The organism is Mesorhizobium sp. CA6 (assembly GCF_020165035.1).
In the GTDB taxonomy this organism is placed as follows: domain Bacteria; phylum Pseudomonadota; class Alphaproteobacteria; order Rhizobiales; family Rhizobiaceae; genus Mesorhizobium.
Genome location: NZ_JAIUHI010000004.1, coordinates 388,908 through 406,160 on the forward strand (window position 1 = coordinate 388,908; position 17,253 = coordinate 406,160).

The 17,253-nt window shown below is 62.7% G+C and carries 26 protein-coding genes; 10 read left to right on the forward strand and 16 right to left on the reverse strand.

The window, feature by feature from the left end:
• Positions 1-15: 15 nt before the first annotated feature.
• A complete protein-coding gene (locus LB526_RS08595) occupies positions 16-171 on the forward strand; it encodes a hypothetical protein (protein WP_224601462.1) in 156 nt (51 codons plus the stop codon).
• Here the strand turns inward: LB526_RS08595 and LB526_RS08600 are convergent.
• The 7 genes from LB526_RS08600 to LB526_RS08630 form a co-directional block, all read right to left on the reverse strand.
• Positions 168-914, reverse strand: coding sequence for a hypothetical protein (locus LB526_RS08600; RefSeq protein WP_224530953.1), 747 nt, complete (start codon positions 912-914; stop codon positions 168-170). The genes LB526_RS08595 and LB526_RS08600 overlap by 4 nt on opposite strands.
• Before the next feature lies 1 nt (position 915).
• Positions 916-1,356 (reverse strand): hypothetical protein, encoded by a 441-nt coding sequence (locus LB526_RS08605; RefSeq protein ID WP_224601460.1) that lies wholly within the window; start codon positions 1,354-1,356, stop codon positions 916-918.
• 12 nt (positions 1,357-1,368) lie between these two features.
• Entirely contained in the window at positions 1,369-2,982 is a 1,614-nt protein-coding gene (locus LB526_RS08610; RefSeq protein ID WP_224627262.1) for a terminase large subunit domain-containing protein, read from the reverse strand.
• Between the two features lie 164 nt (positions 2,983-3,146).
• Positions 3,147-4,148, reverse strand: coding sequence for a bestrophin family protein (locus LB526_RS08615; protein ID WP_224627264.1), 1,002 nt, complete (start codon positions 4,146-4,148; stop codon positions 3,147-3,149).
• A gap of 208 nt (positions 4,149-4,356) precedes the next feature.
• The gene (locus tag LB526_RS08620) at positions 4,357-5,097 is read right to left on the reverse strand and encodes a terminase large subunit domain-containing protein (protein ID WP_224627266.1); all 741 of its coding nucleotides are present in this window, start codon (positions 5,095-5,097) and stop codon (positions 4,357-4,359) included.
• The gene (locus tag LB526_RS08625; protein ID WP_224627268.1) at positions 5,045-5,470 is read right to left on the reverse strand and encodes a hypothetical protein; all 426 of its coding nucleotides are present in this window, start codon (positions 5,468-5,470) and stop codon (positions 5,045-5,047) included. The genes LB526_RS08620 and LB526_RS08625 overlap by 53 nt, the downstream gene beginning before the upstream one ends.
• On the reverse strand, positions 5,463-5,831 hold the full coding sequence (locus LB526_RS08630; RefSeq protein WP_224627270.1) for a hypothetical protein: 369 nt from the start codon (positions 5,829-5,831) through the stop codon (positions 5,463-5,465). Before LB526_RS08630 ends, LB526_RS08625 begins: the two co-directional genes overlap by 8 nt.
• A gap of 353 nt (positions 5,832-6,184) precedes the next feature.
• On the opposite strand from LB526_RS08630, the gene LB526_RS08635 reads away from it, so the two are divergent.
• The 4 genes from LB526_RS08635 to LB526_RS08650 all read left to right on the forward strand — a co-directional run bounded on the left by LB526_RS08635 (position 6,185) and on the right by LB526_RS08650 (position 8,004).
• Positions 6,185-6,508 carry a hypothetical protein gene (locus LB526_RS08635; protein WP_095768412.1) on the forward strand — a complete coding sequence of 108 codons (324 nt, stop codon included), beginning with the start codon at positions 6,185-6,187 and terminating at the stop codon, positions 6,506-6,508.
• Positions 6,509-6,662: 154 nt separating this feature from the next.
• Positions 6,663-7,127 (forward strand): hypothetical protein, encoded by a 465-nt coding sequence (locus LB526_RS08640; RefSeq protein WP_224627271.1) that lies wholly within the window; start codon positions 6,663-6,665, stop codon positions 7,125-7,127.
• Positions 7,128-7,357: 230 nt separating this feature from the next.
• Positions 7,358-7,627: a hypothetical protein gene (locus LB526_RS08645; RefSeq protein WP_095768410.1), complete on the forward strand. Its 270-nt coding sequence runs from the start codon at positions 7,358-7,360 to the stop codon at positions 7,625-7,627.
• 71 nt (positions 7,628-7,698) lie between these two features.
• A complete protein-coding gene (locus LB526_RS08650; protein ID WP_095768409.1) occupies positions 7,699-8,004 on the forward strand; it encodes a hypothetical protein in 306 nt (101 codons plus the stop codon).
• A 91-nt stretch (positions 8,005-8,095) separates the two neighbouring features.
• Here LB526_RS08650 and LB526_RS08655 read toward each other — a convergent pair whose 3' ends face one another.
• On the reverse strand, positions 8,096-8,509 hold the full coding sequence (locus tag LB526_RS08655) for a DoxX family protein (protein WP_095768408.1): 414 nt from the start codon (positions 8,507-8,509) through the stop codon (positions 8,096-8,098).
• A 241-nt stretch (positions 8,510-8,750) separates the two neighbouring features.
• Positions 8,751-9,542, reverse strand: a complete 792-nt coding sequence (locus LB526_RS08660) for a tryptophan 2,3-dioxygenase family protein (protein WP_224627272.1) — start codon at positions 9,540-9,542, stop codon at positions 8,751-8,753.
• A 137-nt stretch (positions 9,543-9,679) separates the two neighbouring features.
• Here LB526_RS08660 and LB526_RS08665 point away from each other — a divergent pair, with 137 nt between their 5' ends.
• Positions 9,680-10,153, forward strand: coding sequence for an Lrp/AsnC family transcriptional regulator (locus tag LB526_RS08665; RefSeq protein ID WP_095768406.1), 474 nt, complete (start codon positions 9,680-9,682; stop codon positions 10,151-10,153).
• A gap of 114 nt (positions 10,154-10,267) precedes the next feature.
• Here LB526_RS08665 and LB526_RS08670 read toward each other — a convergent pair whose 3' ends face one another.
• The 4 genes from LB526_RS08670 to LB526_RS08685 form a co-directional block, all read right to left on the reverse strand.
• On the reverse strand, positions 10,268-10,435 hold the full coding sequence (locus LB526_RS08670; protein ID WP_176477082.1) for a hypothetical protein: 168 nt from the start codon (positions 10,433-10,435) through the stop codon (positions 10,268-10,270).
• Positions 10,436-10,579: 144 nt separating this feature from the next.
• Positions 10,580-10,939, reverse strand: a complete 360-nt coding sequence (locus LB526_RS08675) for an SPW repeat protein (RefSeq protein ID WP_095768502.1) — start codon at positions 10,937-10,939, stop codon at positions 10,580-10,582.
• A gap of 165 nt (positions 10,940-11,104) precedes the next feature.
• The gene (locus LB526_RS08680; RefSeq protein WP_224627273.1) at positions 11,105-12,160 is read right to left on the reverse strand and encodes a PAS domain S-box protein; all 1,056 of its coding nucleotides are present in this window, start codon (positions 12,158-12,160) and stop codon (positions 11,105-11,107) included.
• Positions 12,161-12,220: 60 nt separating this feature from the next.
• Positions 12,221-12,466 (reverse strand): hypothetical protein, encoded by a 246-nt coding sequence (locus tag LB526_RS08685; RefSeq protein WP_095768404.1) that lies wholly within the window; start codon positions 12,464-12,466, stop codon positions 12,221-12,223.
• A 268-nt stretch (positions 12,467-12,734) separates the two neighbouring features.
• Between LB526_RS08685 and LB526_RS08690 the strand changes: the two genes are divergently transcribed.
• The gene (locus LB526_RS08690; RefSeq protein ID WP_224627274.1) at positions 12,735-13,067 is read left to right on the forward strand and encodes a hypothetical protein; all 333 of its coding nucleotides are present in this window, start codon (positions 12,735-12,737) and stop codon (positions 13,065-13,067) included.
• Positions 13,068-13,107: 40 nt separating this feature from the next.
• Here LB526_RS08690 and LB526_RS08695 read toward each other — a convergent pair whose 3' ends face one another.
• Positions 13,108-13,521 (reverse strand): HD domain-containing protein, encoded by a 414-nt coding sequence (locus tag LB526_RS08695; RefSeq protein ID WP_224627275.1) that lies wholly within the window; start codon positions 13,519-13,521, stop codon positions 13,108-13,110.
• Between the two features lie 544 nt (positions 13,522-14,065).
• Here LB526_RS08695 and LB526_RS08700 point away from each other — a divergent pair.
• Complete coding sequence (locus tag LB526_RS08700) at positions 14,066-14,269, forward strand: CsbD family protein (RefSeq protein ID WP_095768401.1); 204 nt, start codon at positions 14,066-14,068, stop codon at positions 14,267-14,269.
• A 355-nt stretch (positions 14,270-14,624) separates the two neighbouring features.
• Entirely contained in the window at positions 14,625-14,825 is a 201-nt protein-coding gene (locus LB526_RS08705; RefSeq protein ID WP_095768501.1) for a hypothetical protein, read from the forward strand.
• A gap of 96 nt (positions 14,826-14,921) precedes the next feature.
• Here the strand turns inward: LB526_RS08705 and LB526_RS08710 are convergent, their stop codons facing one another.
• Both LB526_RS08710 and LB526_RS08715 read right to left on the reverse strand, forming a co-directional pair.
• Positions 14,922-15,116, reverse strand: a complete 195-nt coding sequence (locus LB526_RS08710; RefSeq protein ID WP_224530901.1) for a hypothetical protein — start codon at positions 15,114-15,116, stop codon at positions 14,922-14,924.
• A gap of 106 nt (positions 15,117-15,222) precedes the next feature.
• A complete protein-coding gene (locus LB526_RS08715) occupies positions 15,223-15,432 on the reverse strand; it encodes a cold-shock protein (protein WP_095768399.1) in 210 nt (69 codons plus the stop codon).
• Between the two features lie 404 nt (positions 15,433-15,836).
• Between LB526_RS08715 and LB526_RS08720 the strand changes: the two genes are divergently transcribed.
• Positions 15,837-17,147, forward strand: coding sequence for an Nramp family divalent metal transporter (locus tag LB526_RS08720; RefSeq protein ID WP_224627302.1), 1,311 nt, complete (start codon positions 15,837-15,839; stop codon positions 17,145-17,147).
• Positions 17,148-17,253: the final 106 nt, after the last annotated feature.

Sequence of the window (17,253 nt, forward strand, 5' to 3'; positions counted from 1 at the left end):
AGACTGGCGCGCGAAATGGAAGAGAACCTGCGAGCAGGCGAAATACTGGATGGCGAGACCTTATTAAGCGAGGAGCCAAACTTGCTCCTGTGGGCGCTGGTCGGATCGCTTGTATTGAATGTTGTTTTGGGGGTGGCGCTAGCCGGCTTTTATTTCGGACTGGTCAACTAGTCCCCAGGCCTTGTCGTCGCGTCGGCCAGCGTACCCGATAACGTGAACCCGCCACCCCCGCCTTTGTTGGTCGGCCATCCCGAAGTGGGGCCGCTGAGACGGATCAAAGGTGTCCCCAGAGCCGCGACCGCCACGGCTGGGTCAACTGGCTTCTTGATGGAATCGATGAACAGTCGCCTATTAGCTACTACCGAAAGGTCGAGGTAAGTCGGCCACACCAGCAAGTCAGCCATATCGCCCGGATATTTCAAATTTCCCGTTCCGCCGCCGCTTATGAACCAGTCGACCAGCGTCCAATCGACGGTCGATCCAGTCGCGTACGTTGGCACCGTCGCCAAATCGGAAACGTCATTCATGTACAGCCAGCGAGTCGCTGTGCTGGCGAGCTGGAATGACACCAAGAAATGACACCAACCCGACGCCACAAAGTACGACGCGGAAGAACGCATGTCGCCGATAACGGTCCCCGATGAGTTGCTGACAGAAGCTTGAACAGCCCCGGAGCCTCCCAGCGCCAAGAACACACGAGAACCCGTCGCCCCCGCTACCCCAATACCGCCAAGTGCGGTTCCTGATACCGCGTCAGATGATTTTTTGAACCAAAGCGAGGCCAACAACGAATTGCCGTCCACTGCGCCGGTAAGCCCTCCGCCGCGCGAAAGGACGGTGGTCGTGCCGTCGAAATTGACGGCATTCGCCCGATAGCGCGGCCGGGCTGTGGCCGGGATGATGCCGGGCAGCATCCTACAGGCCCAGCCCCAGCACGGACTTCAGCTCGCTGATCGACACATCGAAATTCGCCAGCATGGTGCCCACCTTCTCCTCTGCCGTCGGCGGCTCCGGTGGCGGCGGGGTGTCCTCGATTTCGTAGACCTGCTGGATCACGCCATCGGTTTCCACATAGGACGGTGCGCCGACAACCTGTTTTCCTTCCGGCACTATGAACGGCACAGCAATCCTGCCGCCCAGCGCCTCGACTTCGTCGATCGTCCAAAGGCCCTGGTCGTAGAAGCAGCGCAGGCTGTCGCCGTTCATCTGGATTTCAACAGGATAAGGATCGCATGGCGTCTCCACTTGCCGGCCATCCCCGTAGATGGCGGTATAGGTACCGACCATCTGGGTCACGATCGAGGAGGCGTGCCACTCCTGCCAAAGGTCATTGATCTTACGAACGAGAAGGGACATCGGGTTCTCCTGTTAGGTTCTCAAAACGCTGGTGATGACAAGGCGGCTCGCCGTGTCGACAAAGCCGGCCAGGAAGACGGTTTCCGTCGTCTGGATGGTGATCGGAAAGCTCTCGACGCCGGCCGCTGGCACAAGATTTGCGCTTAGGCTCACGGTGCGTGCGGACGTCACGGCGGTGATCTTGAGCACGAAGCCGAACTGGGGCACCGCATTTGTCGGATTGCCGATCGTGACGTTCGTCGACGCAGCCAACGAAGCGTTGTTGCCAAGCGACATATCCCACGAGACCGACGCGCCGGACGTAAGTGTCTGGTAGGCTACGGTCGACTTTAATGCGGCCGCCGTGAGAAGCTTGCTTGCCGTGCCGAGCTGGAATTCGCTGTTCGACGCGATCGCCGCCGAAGCGAGCATGGCATAGGTCACCAGCCCGGCCGGCACCATGCCTGCCGTCAACTGGCCGAAACCCAGCGCCGAGGACACGCGCCGCAGCAGAGTGTCATCCGACCCGGCCGCGATATCCGCGCGCGTGCCGCTCGAATTGGCCGATCGGCCGAGGACCGACACCGCAGCGCTGTCAGCCAGGGTGTTCAGTGCTATGGCGTTCGCCGGCGGACTGAAGGTGCCGGTGAAAGAGGCATTGACTTTCGGCGCCAGGCTTGCCACCGCCACGCCGCTGTCCTTCACCAGCTTGCCCGTCGTGCCGTTGAATGTGGCGATGTTGTCGGCCGCGGCCGAGGCCGGCCCTGCCACAAGGCTTCCCACTGCCACGCCACTGTCCTTACCGGCCTTCCCCGTGGTGCCGGCGAAGGTGACGATGTTATCGGTCACCGAGGAGGCCGGGCCTGTGAAGTCACCCACGCCGGTGCCATCCGCGCCCTTGTCGCCAGCGCGGGTGAAGATCAGCCAGATGCCGTCGGTGCTGGTCGGCAAAGTGCCGGCGCCGCTGACATAGGCGAGCGTAAGCTTTCGATAGCGTGTCGCGGCCATGAGATCGTCACGCAGCTTCATCACTTGGCCGTTCTTTCGATGAAAAAGCCTGAATTCCTCAAACCATGCGTGAAGGGTGGAAAACACCTTGAAGCGGCCGGACTGCATGCGGTCGAGCATTTCCATCAGCCCGGCCTCGACCGAAACCGAACCGTCGGCGAAGCGGGCGTGGCTGGTCAGCATGTTCAGCCCGTGGGCGGCATATTGCTTTGCCAGCGCCACACCGGCGCCTTCCAGCGTTTCGCGGCGGCCATCGCGCGGCCAAGCGAAGGGCAGCCAGTCGCCCCAGCCCTTCAGCGCCAGCGCCTGCATCGCCGGCGTCTGCTGCGAAGCCCGGTGAGCTTTCGTCACATAGACGACATCCGCTTCGGTATCCCAGGCAAGCTCGACCGCGGCCGACGGATGGTCCCAGCCGAAATCGAGCGCGCCGATGCGCGGCCACCACCGCGGCAATTTGAACGGCTCGCAGGCGATCGTCTCCTCCGCCACCGGAAAGATGCGGCCTGAGCCGAGAACAGGGATACCTTTCGCGCGGGCTTCGCGCTCATGCTCGGGATAGGCCGCGACGATCTCGGCGCGCTGCCCGGGCGAATAATGTCCGGCATCGTCGATGGTCATGAAGGTAACGTGGCGGGACATGGCAAACCTTTCCCTTCTCCCCTTGTGGGAGAAGGTGGATCGGCGCGCAGCGCCGAGACGGATGAGGGGTGTTCCAGCGGAGAGACGCGCTGGCGTTCCCTGGAGCACCCCTCATCCGGCCGCTTCGCGGCCACCTTCTCCCGCAAGGGGAGAAGGAAAGAACTTCACGTCGCGATGTCGTTCACCGGCGCCAGCGGCGCGGGAAGCGCGGTCTCGCCAAGCCCACGGCGCAGCTCGATCTCGATGTCGCGGCAGATTTGCGAGATCGGCACGTCGTTGGCGTTGCCCTCGAACGGATTGGCGCTGCTTTCGCCGACCAGGTCCAGCGACATGTAGACCCAGCCCAGCAGCGCGCTGAACGGGATGGTCAGCCAGATCGAGATCCAGCCGAGCACGCCGCCCAGTTTGGCCATGTCGGCAAAGACCGGAACGACGCCGAAGGGCAGCAAGGTGCAGAAGATGATCATGAACATCGAGCTCACGATCGCGTATTGCCGGGGATAGGGATTGTTCTTGATGCGATCGCAACGCGCCTGCTGGTCCTGGAAGTCGCGTATCAGCTTGATCAATTCGGAATAGACCTGCGTCGGAACGGCTGAGCTCTTCAACAAGCCGTTGACCTCGGCCAATTGCCTGTCGAGAAGTTCTATCGCCGGCTGCGGCGATTTCAGCACGCTTGCGGCTTCCTCGCCCAACAGGCTGCGCAGTTCCTCGGCAAGCGACGTCTTGTCCTCCTCAATGTGATAGCGGCGGCGCCGGAACTCGATGTTGGCCGCTTTCGCCAGCGATTCCCAAGGCATCGGCCGCCGCAGCGAAAAGCGCAGCGCCGTCAGCCAGGCGAGATGGCGGCAGATCAGCCGCCGGGCGGCGGCCGCATCCATGAAATCGCGGCAGAAGCCGGACAGCATCCGGCTGCTGGCGGTGATCTGCGAGAAGGCCTGCAGAGCCTCGTTGGCGCGGGTGAAGACCTGCGAATTCTTGAATCCGGCGACGAGCGACACCGTGGTGCCGAGCACCAGCACGACCGACCATGGCACCGAGAAGCCCGCGGTCGCCGGAAGGCGGTAGGCGGCGATCGCCAACCCGCTCACCACCATCATGTAGATGACGCTGCGCCGCGACCAGAGCGCGAAGTCCAGCAACCGGTAAGAACGGCCTACATACATTCCCGAAGTCCCTTACGGCATTCAAATCGCGCGACCGCGCGCTCGCGCACCATAAGCGGTGGAAATCGTTTTGACAGGGCCTACGGCAAGCTCCAGTTCGTCGCCCCCACGCAAGTGAGGGAGAGATGGCGCGGCGAAGCGGCGACGGAGTGGCGGCAGCGCCGGTCTTCGATGCAAGAGCGGAAAGCTATTCGTAGAGCTTATCGCCCTACGAAGCCCCCTCTCCGGCCGCTGCGCGGCCACCTCTCCCCCCGCCTTGCGGGGGCGAGGAACCCAAATCCTGAACCGCCTCCGCGCTCAAAAACCGCAGCACCACGTCGCTCATGCCGAGCAGCGGCGTGAACGTGACGATCGTGATGCCGTCCGTGGCATTCGTACGGGTGAGGCCCTCGGAATAGATATCCAGCGGCGGCTCCTCGTCGAACCAAACGCCGTGCAGCGTCTCGCCCTGCCATTTCTCGCGGCCTTTTTCGTAGCTCTTGAAAGACAGCACGCTCTCGCCGGTCTGCACGTCGCCGCCACCGCCCCAGCGCACGACGACGCTGTCCAGCGCTCCCGGCGCGCCGCGGCCCATTACCGTGTCGGCGATGGCATCGGCCGGGATCATGCCGGTGCCCCACTCGCTTTGCTGCTGCGGCGGGCCGACCAGCACGCGCTGCGGATTGTCGCGCGTGCCCTCGCCGGTGACGCCGGCGGCCCAGAGCCTGACGGGTTGGCCGAACACCTTGCCCTTCCACCAGCCCGGATAGCGACCGGTGAGGTGCATGGCCCATTCCGCGCCCCCTGCCCTGGTCTTGCCGAGCTGGTTGCCGGCCATGAACAGACGCTCGCGGTGGGTCGCGCCTGCCGAATGAAATTCGGCCTGCCGCTTGTATGGCGCGTAGGCTGCAAGAAGGTTACGGCGCCGCCTGCGGTCCATCTCCTCCAGAAGCGCCAGATAGGTTTGCATCGCTGTCCAGGAGCGGCCGGAGGCTCGCTTCGAGGCCGCGGATACGGCTGCGGATCTCCTCATCGCTCAATTGCCCGAGGCTGGTTTGCTTGGCATCGACACGTTCCGAGAAATCCTTGGCCGAGAAATCCTTGGGCAGCAGCGTCAGCACGACCTTCAGATACTGCTCGGGTTTTTCGGCGCGCACCGCGGCGATGACGCCGGCGCCATGGACGCGGAAATCGGCGCGAAGCGCGGCGGCGAAATCGTCGACGAGCGTCCTTCGCGAGCGCTTGGGGCGGGGGGACGGAGCGGCAGCGGCTTTGGTAGCTTTCGGCTTTCGCCCCGCCCGCTTCGCGCCTACGGCCTCGCGGCGTCTGTTTTCGTCAGCCATGCGTGACAGAATCCGATGGCGCTGCTTTCGCCGCCTTCGCCTTGCGCACCTTGCGGGCCGGCTTCCTGCGCGGCCTTGCGCTGGCCGGCCTGGCCGGCCGGGCATCGGCGGACAGCGCGGCCGTTGCCTTCAGCTTTGCCTTTACCGTGCGGACCGCGGACGGGCCGAGGCCCTGACGCGGGAAACCGAAACCGGCGACGGCATCGACCGTGCCACCGCGAACCATACCGATGCGCACGCCCGGCGCGACCTGCTCGAAACGGCCCGAGCGGTGCGGAAGGCTGGCGCCTTCGAATTCGCCGATAGCGCTGACGATCTCGGCGCCGTCGCCGGCGGTGACGATGGTGGCATAGCGTGGCATCTGGGCCTCGAGCAGAATGTTGAAAGCGCCGCAGGACAGGGAAGGCGCCGCCAGCGCTTCGAAAGAATGGATGGCGCGAAAAAACAAAAAACCCGCCGCCGGCGGGTCGTTGGCGCAAATCAGCACCATGGACAAAATAGTAGCATAGCTGCCTTCACCAGGCAATAGCTTCTAGGTACATTTTCCTAAATTTCTCAAAATGCCGGCGGCAAAGCGTCGGGTGCGCCACACCTATAGATTGAAACGCCGGGCCAGATCACAACAATTTTTGTCGGAACCAACCTTGGTCCGTCGGATTCCACCCCTAGTCGCAACGCGACAGATGACCGTCTCGCAACAGAGGAGAAGAGATCATGCTTACAAGGATTCTTGCAGCTTCGGCCTTGACCATCGGCCTCGCGACGGCGGCGATGGCCCAGAACGCGGGTACCGCCGGAAATGACGGCACGGGCAGCGGCCAGACCGTTACCGTCGAGCCGAAGACGCCGGCCGCGCCGTCGCCTGACCAGGCCGCTCCGCCCGATACCGGCACGACCGGCAGCATCACAGGCGGCGACATGAATTCGAACGCCGACAAGAACTGCGCGAATCATCCGCAGGGCGCAATGGGCGATGCCAATAACAGCACCGCCACCACGGTGCAGCCGAACGTGAACGACAACAACTGCGGCAAGTAACTGCGGCAAGCAAGGGCATCAGGCTTGGACCAAGGGCCGTGGAGTTCGCTTCGCGGCCCTCGTCTTTTGGTCTGGCGGCGCGCCTGCGGAAAACCGCGGGGGAACAATGGCACGGCTTGGCCGTTCGTTCCCAGGAGGCAAAAAGGAGAGACCGATGGCAGACAATGACACCAGCACCACCAATTCAGCCAACGGCAACGCGAAAACCGCCGCCGCGCGCGCCACGCGCAACCGTCCCGCGTCCCGCAGCAGCGCACGAGCCTCGCGGGCATCGGAAGACGCGATGAAGAAGCAGATCGCCGAATTGAAGCGTGAGGTGAACCGGCTGAACCGCACGCTTTCCGAACAGGCCGGGGAAGCCGCAGAGACCGCGCATGGCTGGTATCGGGGCGCGGCCGACCGGGCCTCGAACCTTTACAGCGGCGCCTCCGACCGCGCGTCGCGCGCGGCGAGCCAGTTGCGCAGCCAGGCGCAGAGCGTTTCGGAAACCGTGCAGCAGAACCCCGGCACCTTCTCGACCGCGATGTTGATCGGCGGCCTGGTCGGCTTGCTGGCCGGCATGGCGATCAGCCGAAGCTCCGCCCCCGAGCCGGACTGGCTGCATCGCTGGCACAGGTAGACATTTCCGGCCGGCCAGAGAGCCGAGCCGGAAAACAATAGTGAGCGAGGGTTGCTTTGCGGCGACCGCGCGGAAAGGCCGGGCCGTCGCGCCCGGCCTTTTTCTTTCCCCTCTGGCTTTTTAGTTTCCGAGGTTGTGCTGGGGCCCGCTCTGTTTCGGCGGCCGTCCCGGGCTGGTCATTAGCCGGTGCTTATGGGATCATTCCCTAAGGGGAATCGCGGAGAGCAGGCATGGACAAACCTGCCATGGCATCCGTCTTTCGGATGCGGCATGTGCCAGCAAGCATTTCGGGCGTTCGCAGCCTGGGCCGGGGCCAGGCCGATCCGATCTTCCATTCGAGACCGCTCGGCGAAGCGATCCGCTTCATCGCCCAGGCCGAGGGCCAATATGACCTCAGCGCCGTCGCTGTCTTCTACGGTGACCGCCAGACGCCGCCGCTCGGCAACCGCGAGATCAGGCGGCTTTGGAGCGAATATGGAGAGCGGTGGATGGAGGCCTAAGCGAGGCTCGCGCATCTCCGGATCGTAACCGCGGCTCGCGCGTTTCACCCCGGTCAATGGGAGCAAAAGCCATGAATGTCGCCAATCTGCAGCTCGAGGGCCTACTGATGGCCGTCGCTTCGGTCAACCAGGTGCTGGTGCGCAAGGGCGTGCTGACGGTCGAGGAGATCGACATCGCGTTGCGCAAGGCGGAGGCCAGCGAAACCAGCGAGGAGCGCTCGGAAGGCATGTCGGCCTCGAGCCGCGACGCCGTCAACTTCCCGATCCGGTTGCTCGAACTCGCCAACCAGTGCCAGCCGGAAGCCGACATGCCGTCCTTCTCGAAGCTGGCGCGCATGGTCGGCCAGATGAAAGAGCCGTATAACGATCAGATGTGAGCATGTGGGAAGGCGCCTTGTCTTGAAATGTTGGCGCCGCCCCTCATCCGGCCTTCGGCCACCTTCTCCCGTAGAACGGGAGAAGGAAAGTTCATGCCCTGCCCGGCCAACCCAGCTTGACGGCCAGCACGCTGCCCGGGCCGTGGGCGGCGGCGTAGAGCAGGCCGGCGGCGAACGGGAAATGCGACATGAAGGCGCCAAACTCGGCCTGGTTTCCGGCCCAGTGCGACGGGCCGTGAAAGGCGAAGCCGAGGAAGGTGACGTAGACGGCGCCGATCAACGCCAACGGCGTCAGATAAGCGCCGGTGAGGAAGGCGATCACCAGCAACGCTTCGAGGATCGCCGCGCACCAGGCCAGGAACAGCGGGAACGGGAAGCCGGCGGCCGCGATGTAGCCTGCGGTGGCGCCGATATCCATCAGCTTGAAGGCGACGGCCATCGCGAACATGGCGGCGAAGATCAGGCGGGCGATAAGAATGGCGGCGGTCTGCCAGGTCGACTGCATTTCCACGATGTCCTCCGGATTGTTGAAGCGGTTGATGCCCCAAGGACGGGCGGAGAGAGATGGTTCCGACAGGCGCTGGAAAAATTGTTTGGCGAGAACGCGGCGCCTCGCCTTCTCCCTTGTGGGGTCCGAAGGACGGGCGAGACCCGTGGCTCGCCCCGGGCGGTGGATCGGCGCGTAGCGCCGAGACGGATGGTGGTGTTCCAGCGGAGCGAGACGTCTGTGTTGCCTTGAACACCCCTCATCCGGCCCCTTCGCGGCCACCTTCTTCCACAAGGGAAGAAGGAGAAAGTTGCGGCGGATGGCTGATCGAATCCCGAACGGTGCCGTATTCGGCGCCCCAGCGGTCCGTCATGGCGCAGCGAATGTCCCATAGCTCGGGGAAGAAGCGGTGGCGGGCGCCGCCTTCGAGGATCTCCACCGGCCTGCCTTTCAGCGACTTCGCGCCGAGCCCGATCGAGCGGTGGATCAGATAGAGGTGATTGGCGCGGAATTTCTGGAACAGCTCGTCGAACTCGATCAGCGCCTCGGCCACGACATAGGAATCGCCGTGGTCGTAATGCTCGTCATAGATATCCTCCACGGTCAGTCCGCGGCCGTCGAGATAGGCATGCCTGAAGGCCCGCCAAAGGTCCGGCGGCAGGCGCAGCAAAAGCTTGAAGCCCGGCGATTCCTGGCCGCTGCCATTGCCGAGCTGCAGGCGGATCTGCTGGTACTCCTTGGGCGACATGGTCTCCAGCAGGTCGAGCTGCGCCGTCATCATGCGCATCAGGCGGTGTACGCGGCCCATCAGCGTGACGATGCGATGCGTGTCCTGTTTCTCCAGATAGTCGAGGACATCGACCAGCGTGTAGGCGATGAGCTTCATCCACAGTTCCTCGACCTGGTGCACGATCTGGAACTGCAGCTCGTCGGCGTTGACCATGTCGGAGAGCGGTTTCTGACAGGTCAGAAGCTTGTCGCATTTCAGATAGACGCCGTAGTCGCGCATCTCGGGCGCCTCGATGCGAGCGTGGTAATCGTTCTTGTCCATGGCTTCTCCTCCTCGCGGCAGGTTTTCGACCGGGCGACAAGGATAGCGCTTTCGGCTTGAACATTGTTCCTTTCTGTTATCCAAATGACGTGGAATGAAGGACGATCGTCGATATCTTCTGTCATATTGGAGAACGAGTGACGCTGGATGCTCTCGACCGCAGAATAGTCGCCGCGCTTGAGCGCGACGCACGCATCTCGTTCGGCGAACTCGCCGAGGAGGTCGGCTTGAGCAAGACGCCTTGCTGGAAACGGGTGAAGGCGCTGGAAGAGGCCGGCGTTATCCGGGGATATTCGACCCGCATCGACCCGGCCAGGATCGGCTTCGGCATCGAGGCCTTCATTCAGGTGTCGATCGACTTCGAGGTGTCGGATGCCTTCGAGGCGGCAGTGAAGAAGCACCCGCTGATCCGCCGCTGCTACGCCACCACGGGCGAAGCCGACTATCTGCTCCAGATCGTCACCGTCGACATGATGGCGCTCGACCGGATGCTGCGCGAGGAACTCAGCCGCCTGCCCGGCGTGCGCCGCACGGTGACTTCGATGGCGATGCGCGAGATCAAGGGCGACATCTCGTTCGCCGAGGCGGCGGCGCGTGCGCTGAGGGGATAAGGCGAGCGGCAAATTGAGATGTCGGCTCGACGGTACCCCTGTCGGCAATCGAGCCGTGGACGCGGGCCGCGCAGGCCCGCGCCGCATGGTGTCTTTATGGCGACGCAAGGCGATCTACTGGTTGGAGGACGCGTGACGAGAATATGGGAGCCTGATCACGGCCGGCTCCCGCTCCACCTTTTCCTTCTCAGCGTCGGCCTTGCGTTTCGGGCATTCCTCGAAATCATGGTCGCGGCCGCCGCAGTAGGAGCAGCACTTGGCCGGGGTGTCGGGGTTAAGCATCGAGACCATTCCCAAGAATGCACCAAAACGTTTCCCGTTGCAGCAATCGCGTGAAGACGCTGCAATGGCCGTTCAGCCCGATGCCCAGACGCCGCAGTAGCAGGAGCTCGCCGCTTGCGCGGCGGGCTCCCGCTCAATCACCGCTCACGCATGAGCGTGGGGATGACGGAAGTCCCAGACAGCCCAGGCCGATGCCGCGACCACCAGCACGCCGAGAACGACATGCGTGGCCATGACATACGTGTCAGCCGCGAAGTGTAGCAACCAGGGCGACACGATCAGCCAGAGCCCGAGGACGACGTTTACCCATTCTTCCCATTCGGCGAACACCGAAAGCGTCGCGAGCGCCAGCGCGCCGAGAAGAACGCCGACAATCCAGGCGTTCCACGCGGGCACCGTCGCTGCGGTGAATCCGATGACCCATGGTGAGATGAACAGGCAAATCGCCAGGATCAGGGTGATCCAGTCCTGACTCTTTCTTGCTTCCATCAGTTTGCTTGGCATGACAACCTCCATAGACGAAGCTTGACCAAAGCAACTGTATCCGCGTGGACATTGCACGCTTAGCGATTGATGTAATTACGTTTCTATCAGGCTGCAAGTGGCGGGCGGGCAGGCCCGAAACGCGCGTCGCCGGCGTGGGACGGCAGAAATCCCGCCGCCTGCCGCTCAAACGCTGAAGTCGGCGTCGCTCTCTGCCCCGAGCTGCGGAACGACGATTGCCTCGAGCGGCGCGTCGAGCGTCCATTTCACGCTGCCGGGCGAGCGTTCGAGGCTTGAGGAACCGCTCAGCGACTGCGGCGCCACCCGCTGCAGCACCACGGTGCCAAAACCCTTGCGCTCACTCGTCTTCTGCTCAGCTCCAACGGCCGTCGCGCCGGATGTCTCGTGCCACAGAAGATGAAAGCGCCGCTGCGCTTGCGGGCCGGGCTCGACCTGCCAGGTGATTTCGATACGGCCGCCTTCGCCCGCCAGCGCGCCATATTTGGATGAGTTGGTGCCCAGCTCGTGGAAGGCCATGCCGAGATTCTGCACGGCGTTGGACTGCAGCGTCAGGAGCGGCCCGGAAAGCGAGATGCGCTCCTCATGGCCGAAAGGCTTCAGATGCTCCTGGATCAGGTCGAACAGGCTGGCGCCGGCCCATTCGGAGGTGACCAGGAGATCGTGCGAGCGCGACAGTGCCATGATGCGCGAACGGATCAGTTCCTCGAACTCGCCCGGATCGGTGGAGCGCTTGCTGGTTTCCCTGATCATCGACAGGATCACGGCGAACTGGTTCTTCACGCGGTGATTGACCTCACGCATCAAGAGCCGGATGCGGCGCTCGCTTTCCTTGGCAGCGCTGATATCGCGGGCGATCGTCGAGGCGCCGATGATCTCGCCCGCATTGTTCTTGATCGGCGAAATCGTCAGTGAAACGGTGATCAGCGAGCCGTCCTTGCGCCTGCGCACCGTCTCAAAGCTCGGAATGCGCTCCCCCTTGCGGATGCGGCTAATGATCTCGGTTTCCTCGTCTTGCATATGCTCCGGGATCAGCATCAGGATCGACCGGCCGACGGCCTCTTCGGCGGTATGGCCGAACATGCGTTCGGCCGCGTGGTTCCAGTCGGTGATCACGCTGTCCAGAGTCTTGCCGACGATGGCGTCGTAGGAAGAATCGACGATCGCGGCCAAGCGCGCATCGGCGTTCGGATCGTGTCGGAACGTCCCCCCGGGATTGGTCATGGACGGTAATTAGGGCCGGCCGAGGTCAAGGCAATCTGCCGCGAGCGAGCGTGCATCTGCTCAGGGTTTCGAGTCGCTGGAGCCATCTGCGACCTTCCGATCTAGTGATATCACGCCGAAATCCTGCGACTTCGCGCCCAGGTCAGCGGTCAGAAACCCATCGGACGCCAGCCCACGGCGCAAAAGCTCGCGCACGGCGGCCGAGCGGCTTGGCATGCGTTTTTCGAAACGCCAGTTTTCCAGCGCCGCCAATTCCTCGTCGGTCAGCATGATCTGCAACCTTTGCGGCCGTTCAAGCTCAACCACTTCCGCCTCCATCCGAGCCGAATACTGGGAGTTAGTATGTGCCTAACTGTGAGTAGAAATAGGAAGCGGCCATAAGGCGTCAAGAGGGGATGATTTGCCGACTGGCAATGAAGCCAACGATGCTAAGGATGCGGTGAAACCGCGTTTGATATACTTTGCTAACCGGCTGATCCATTTATAGTTTTTAAAATTTGTGTATTGCCAACCGCACTGCTCCAGCGCATGGTTGCAACAGAGGGATAGACCCCCGCGAAAGGAGGGTTTTCCAATGATGCGAGGATTTTCCAACCGGCTGCGCGACGACTCTCACTGCAAGGTCCAGCAGGCCCTGCGGATCGACGGGATCGTCAACATCATCCGGGTTGCGGAAGAAATCAGGCTCAAGAACCTCGCCGAGAACATCGCCCGCGAGGACATAGAAGGCCTGGTGATGCAAATCGCCCAACTTTACGGGGCGCCGATCGAGTTCGACGACCAGGCCTTAACGGCGCTCGACCTGCCGAAAGCCACGGGCGGCGACAACCGCAACGACCTCGAAAGGGCCCTGTGGGAGCACGCGCTGCCCGACGCGCGGCTCGATTTGCTGCAGCTAGACGAATAGCGGGGCGACGCCGGCAGCAGCCCGGTGCCCCCAACGGCGCTCAGTCCCTGGCGGCCAACTCGCCCAGAATGTCGAGCCCCGCCTCATACCGGTCCGGCGCAACGCCCGCCTGATGAGCTTGCCACAGATTGTCGCGCAGGTCGGCTATCTTAACCGGCAGGGCAAGCTCGTTCGAGGCGGCGCGGAAAATGAAACCCTCCTCGCTCTCGTCCATGCGCCTGGTCAGCGCATCGACCGCCGCCACCACCGGCAGGCCGAAGCCGGCGCCGTGCAGCCGCTCGAGACTCCAACCCTCGCCTTTCTCGACCACGTCATGCAGATACGCAACCGTCTTTTCGTCCAGCGTTTCGACCGCATCTGCAACCCGTCTCAGATGTTCGATGTAGGGTCTGCCGGTCTTGTCTTTCTGACCCCGATGGGCCTGCTCGGCGATTTTGGCGGCTTGGTGAAGCATGGTCCTTCCGATCTCGTCACGATAAAGCCCGTCCCGGCGAGGGACGGCCGAGGCGGGCTTGCTCGGGTCGGAACCCGGTCCGGATGACGGGCCTTCGGGGAAACTGCGCGCCATCCATGCCGCAAGAACCTCGGCACCGGCCTAATGTTCCAACGCTGCCGGATTTTTGAGGATGCGCCATCCCCAATCCGCGCCACCCGTTCCAGGCGGGATGCCAGCAGGAGGCGCGTCGCTGAAATGAATTCAGACGACACGCTTTAAGTCTTTGTTTTGATGCCCGTCGTCCCAGAACCGCTGCGCATTCTGGGCGACAGCATTAAAAAGAAGCCCGGACCAGGAGCCGGGCAAGAGAGGTCTTGGGAACATGCTGACCGGGGGTCACGTTCAGCGTTTGCTAATTTGGCGGTTCATTATGACGGCCAGATGAAGGCACATTCGTCCGTGTCGTTGTGCTCAGTGCCTGCCTCGACGCAGAAAGAGCTTTCGACAGGAACTTCGCGGTCGTCTTGCCGTTAGCCCTCCGTGTCCAACAGGAGGTCCGGCCATGGACTGGAACCGCGTCGAAGGCAATTGGAAGCAGGTTAAAGGCAAGGTGAAGGAACAGTGGGGCAAGCTGACCGACGACGATCTCGATCGTATCGCCGGAAAGCGCGACCAGCTCGAAGGCGTAATCCAGGAACGCTACGGCCTGGAGAAGGATCGCGTGCGCCGCGATATCGACGACTGGTACAGGATGCAGGGCTGGTAACAGCCGGCTCCCCAAAACGAAGGGCGTTGCCTCGCGGCAGCGCTTTGAGTAAGCCGGTCACCCGCGCGACGGCGGCGTATCCGTCTCGACCTCCAGTCGGGCGGCATGAATGGCTCTGATGGGCTACCATGGCCGAGTTCCGCCCGCGCCGAAGGCGCGCTGGATTATCCGCATCGGCTTGCCTTCGCGAGGCGCCTGGCGCGCCGCCTTGCGCCGGTTCCAGAAAGGCGCCGCATCGGGGATCAGCCGCGGATCTCATGGTCCGCCGCCAGCGGGACGCCCCCGGATATCAAAATTGCAGAAACGCATGAAACATGCCGCCGCCTCGAAAGTTCCTACCGGAAGGAGTTGGCTCATGATCAACCGAGGCGACGGCGCCGAACCCGGCGATGGCAAAGCGGCTCAACCAGCACAGGGCGATGTGGAATTGCTTGCTCGCCGCCTGGCAAAGGATACCGACATCTCGGAGGACGAAGCTCGCGAACTGATCAAGCTTATCGGCCCTGACTGGACTTCACTGGTGAGAGAGGCGAGGTTCCTCAAGGGACGGCACTGATCAAAGGCTTATCGGGATTTTTCCCGCAGCCGGGGCGACCATCTCAGGAAAGGGTGAACCCAGCCCGGCCGCCACGGCGCCGCTCACGCCGCGCCCCTATTTGGCGGCGGCCTTCTTCTTCATCTTCTTTACCGGCTCCTCCACCGGCTCCTGCGCAAGCCTGGCCTTGCGAAGACGCGCCGTTTTGGCAACCCTGGCCGCCGCCTCGCTGTCGATGATGGCGCGCGCGGTTTTTGTAGTGGCCTCGTTCTTGGCGTCGCCTTTCGGCTTGAACACATTCGTATCAGCCATGTGCTACCTCGCTATGCAAATGAAAAAGGCCGGGCGAACCCGACCTTCCCTCAAAGCCCCAGCGCCTGTGCCGGTACATCCGTGGTCAAAGGCGCCGACGCATGGCTTAGGCTGCCTGGAGGTTCTCCGCGGCGCTCTTGCCGCTGCGAGCGTCCTTGACGACGTCAAAGCTTACCTTCTGGCCTTCGACGAGAGAACGCATCCCTGCGCGCTCCACGGCGGAGATGTGAACGAACACGTCCGGCTGGCCGCCGCCCTGTTCGATGAAGCCAAAGCCCTTGGTGGCGTTAAAAAACTTCACGGTTCCAGTAGTCATACGATTTCCTTTCAAATCGACGCAAATTACCGCCGCTTGGCCGAATGCCAAACGTCACGGTTTTCGAAATTGAGAGGGAAGATCGTCGGGCGCAAAGGCCCTGAAACAACGTTCGTTCAACAAGATCGATGTCACACATATAGCGTTTAAACTGACTCCCGGCAAGACAACCCCCGATATATTTATGCAGGACCCTTTTCGGCACCCGACCCGATCCGCTCTCTGATGCGAAAGTGACGATGACGGCGGAACCGACGTCATCGCCGCCAGTTACTCACCATCTTCGTTAGCTCTTGCTTATCTACGCAAAACACCTGTCCGAGCCTGTCGTGCAAGTCGCTCCGATTACCCCTGGCCTCGGCTGCCATTGCGCTAGCGCTCGGCCGGGCATGGAAGAACCAAGGATGGCCGAAGTCGGTTCGCACATCGAGAGAGAACGAAGCAACACGTCGGCGAAGGGACCTTTGCAACGGTTCTTGCGTACGATCGGCCCCGGTTTTATCACCGGCGCATCCGACGACGATCCCTCCGGTATCGGAACTTACAGCCAAGCCGGCGCGCAGCTCGGTTTCGATATCGGCTGGACCATGCTATTCACCTTCCCGCTGATGGCGGCGATCCAGGAGATCGCCGCCCGCATCGGCCGCACCACCGGCAGGGGGATTTCCGGCAACCTCAGCAGACACTATCCCTCCCCGCTGCTCTACGTCGTGGTGGTGCTGCTTTCCGTCGCCAACGTCATCAATATCGGTGCCGACCTCAGCGCCATGGCGGACGCGTTGGAGCTGCTCATCGGCGGGCCGAGCCCGCTCTATGTCATCGCATTCGCGATCGTCTGTATCTGCGCGATCGTCTTCATCGACTACACCCGCTACGTGAAAGTGCTCAAATGGACAACTTTGAGCCTCTTCGCCTACGTCATTGCCATGTTCGCCGCGAATGTAGCCTGGGCCGATGCGGCCAAAGGCCTGCTTGTTCCGCACATTGAATGGAGTGGCGCTTTCTTCACCACGCTGCTCGCGATCCTCGGCACGACGATCTCGCCTTATCTGTTCTTCTGGCAGGCCTCGCAGGAAGTCGAGGAGGAGGAACTCAAGCCAAGCGCCAAGCCGCTGCGATGGGCGCCGTGGCAAGCTTCCAGGGCATTCCGGCGGATACGCGCCGATACGCTGGTCGGAATGGCGTTTTCGAATTTGATAGGTGTCGCGATCATCTTCACCACGGCCGCCACGCTTCACAAGGCGGGGGTGACCGATATCGCTTCGTCCACGGACGCGGCCAAGGCTCTGGAGCCGGCCGCCGGAAAGTTCGCCTTCATCATTTTCTCGATGGGAATTATCGGCACCGGGCTTTTGGCTGTGCCGGTGCTGGCGGGGTCAGCGGCTTTCGCCGTCGGCGAAGCCCTGCACTGGACGGTGGGGCTGCAGCGCAAGCCGAAGGAAGCGTTGGCGTTTTACGTCACACTCGCCGCCGCGACCGCTCTTGGCACCGGGATCATGTTTACCCCGATCGACCCGATCAAGGCGCTTTACTGGAGCGCCGTCATCAACGGCATATGCGCCGTTCCCGTGCTGATCGTCATGATGCGGATGGCCGGCCGCAAGGACATCATGGGTGAATTCCCAATTCAGGGTTGGCTGCGCGCGCTGGGATGGCTAACGACAATGACAATGGCAGCCTCGTCGGTGGGCCTCATCGCGCAGTGGTTTGCGTGAATCCGAGCAGGGGAAAGCGGCTTTTCAGATGCGACAGTCGGGCGATTCATGCGTCGGTCCGGCCAATTGCCTGGCCGCGGCGGTGCTTCGTCGTCGTCAATAACAA

Excerpts from the sequence above, each read along its gene's own strand:
- LB526_RS08720 (WP_224627302.1), top strand. The coding sequence starts at position 15,837 with ATGGCCGAAGTCGGTTCGCACATCGAGAGAGAACGAAGCAACACGTCG.
- LB526_RS08610 (WP_224627262.1), bottom strand. The coding sequence starts at position 2,982 with ATGTCCCGCCACGTTACCTTCATGACCATCGACGATGCCGGACATTAT.
- LB526_RS08680 (WP_224627273.1), bottom strand. The coding sequence starts at position 12,160 with ATGACCAATCCCGGGGGGACGTTCCGACACGATCCGAACGCCGATGCG.
- LB526_RS08715 (WP_095768399.1), bottom strand. The coding sequence starts at position 15,432 with ATGACTACTGGAACCGTGAAGTTTTTTAACGCCACCAAGGGCTTTGGC.
- LB526_RS08660 (WP_224627272.1), bottom strand. The coding sequence starts at position 9,542 with ATGGACAAGAACGATTACCACGCTCGCATCGAGGCGCCCGAGATGCGC.
- LB526_RS08645 (WP_095768410.1), top strand. The coding sequence starts at position 7,358 with ATGGACAAACCTGCCATGGCATCCGTCTTTCGGATGCGGCATGTGCCA.
- LB526_RS08620 (WP_224627266.1), bottom strand. The coding sequence starts at position 5,097 with ATGCAAACCTATCTGGCGCTTCTGGAGGAGATGGACCGCAGGCGGCGC.
- LB526_RS08650 (WP_095768409.1), top strand. The coding sequence starts at position 7,699 with ATGAATGTCGCCAATCTGCAGCTCGAGGGCCTACTGATGGCCGTCGCT.
- LB526_RS08600 (WP_224530953.1), bottom strand. The coding sequence starts at position 914 with ATGCTGCCCGGCATCATCCCGGCCACAGCCCGGCCGCGCTATCGGGCG.
- LB526_RS08640 (WP_224627271.1), top strand. The coding sequence starts at position 6,663 with ATGGCAGACAATGACACCAGCACCACCAATTCAGCCAACGGCAACGCG.
- LB526_RS08615 (WP_224627264.1), bottom strand. The coding sequence starts at position 4,148 with ATGTATGTAGGCCGTTCTTACCGGTTGCTGGACTTCGCGCTCTGGTCG.
- LB526_RS08605 (WP_224601460.1), bottom strand. The coding sequence starts at position 1,356 with ATGTCCCTTCTCGTTCGTAAGATCAATGACCTTTGGCAGGAGTGGCAC.
- LB526_RS08670 (WP_176477082.1), bottom strand. The coding sequence starts at position 10,435 with ATGCTTAACCCCGACACCCCGGCCAAGTGCTGCTCCTACTGCGGCGGC.
- LB526_RS08700 (WP_095768401.1), top strand. The coding sequence starts at position 14,066 with ATGGACTGGAACCGCGTCGAAGGCAATTGGAAGCAGGTTAAAGGCAAG.
- LB526_RS08655 (WP_095768408.1), bottom strand. The coding sequence starts at position 8,509 with ATGCAGTCGACCTGGCAGACCGCCGCCATTCTTATCGCCCGCCTGATC.
- LB526_RS08705 (WP_095768501.1), top strand. The coding sequence starts at position 14,625 with ATGATCAACCGAGGCGACGGCGCCGAACCCGGCGATGGCAAAGCGGCT.
- LB526_RS08630 (WP_224627270.1), bottom strand. The coding sequence starts at position 5,831 with ATGCCACGCTATGCCACCATCGTCACCGCCGGCGACGGCGCCGAGATC.
- LB526_RS08695 (WP_224627275.1), bottom strand. The coding sequence starts at position 13,521 with ATGCTTCACCAAGCCGCCAAAATCGCCGAGCAGGCCCATCGGGGTCAG.
- LB526_RS08635 (WP_095768412.1), top strand. The coding sequence starts at position 6,185 with ATGCTTACAAGGATTCTTGCAGCTTCGGCCTTGACCATCGGCCTCGCG.
- LB526_RS08690 (WP_224627274.1), top strand. The coding sequence starts at position 12,735 with ATGATGCGAGGATTTTCCAACCGGCTGCGCGACGACTCTCACTGCAAG.
- LB526_RS08710 (WP_224530901.1), bottom strand. The coding sequence starts at position 15,116 with ATGGCTGATACGAATGTGTTCAAGCCGAAAGGCGACGCCAAGAACGAG.
- LB526_RS08675 (WP_095768502.1), bottom strand. The coding sequence starts at position 10,939 with ATGCCAAGCAAACTGATGGAAGCAAGAAAGAGTCAGGACTGGATCACC.
- LB526_RS08625 (WP_224627268.1), bottom strand. The coding sequence starts at position 5,470 with ATGGCTGACGAAAACAGACGCCGCGAGGCCGTAGGCGCGAAGCGGGCG.
- LB526_RS08595 (WP_224601462.1), top strand. The coding sequence starts at position 16 with ATGGAAGAGAACCTGCGAGCAGGCGAAATACTGGATGGCGAGACCTTA.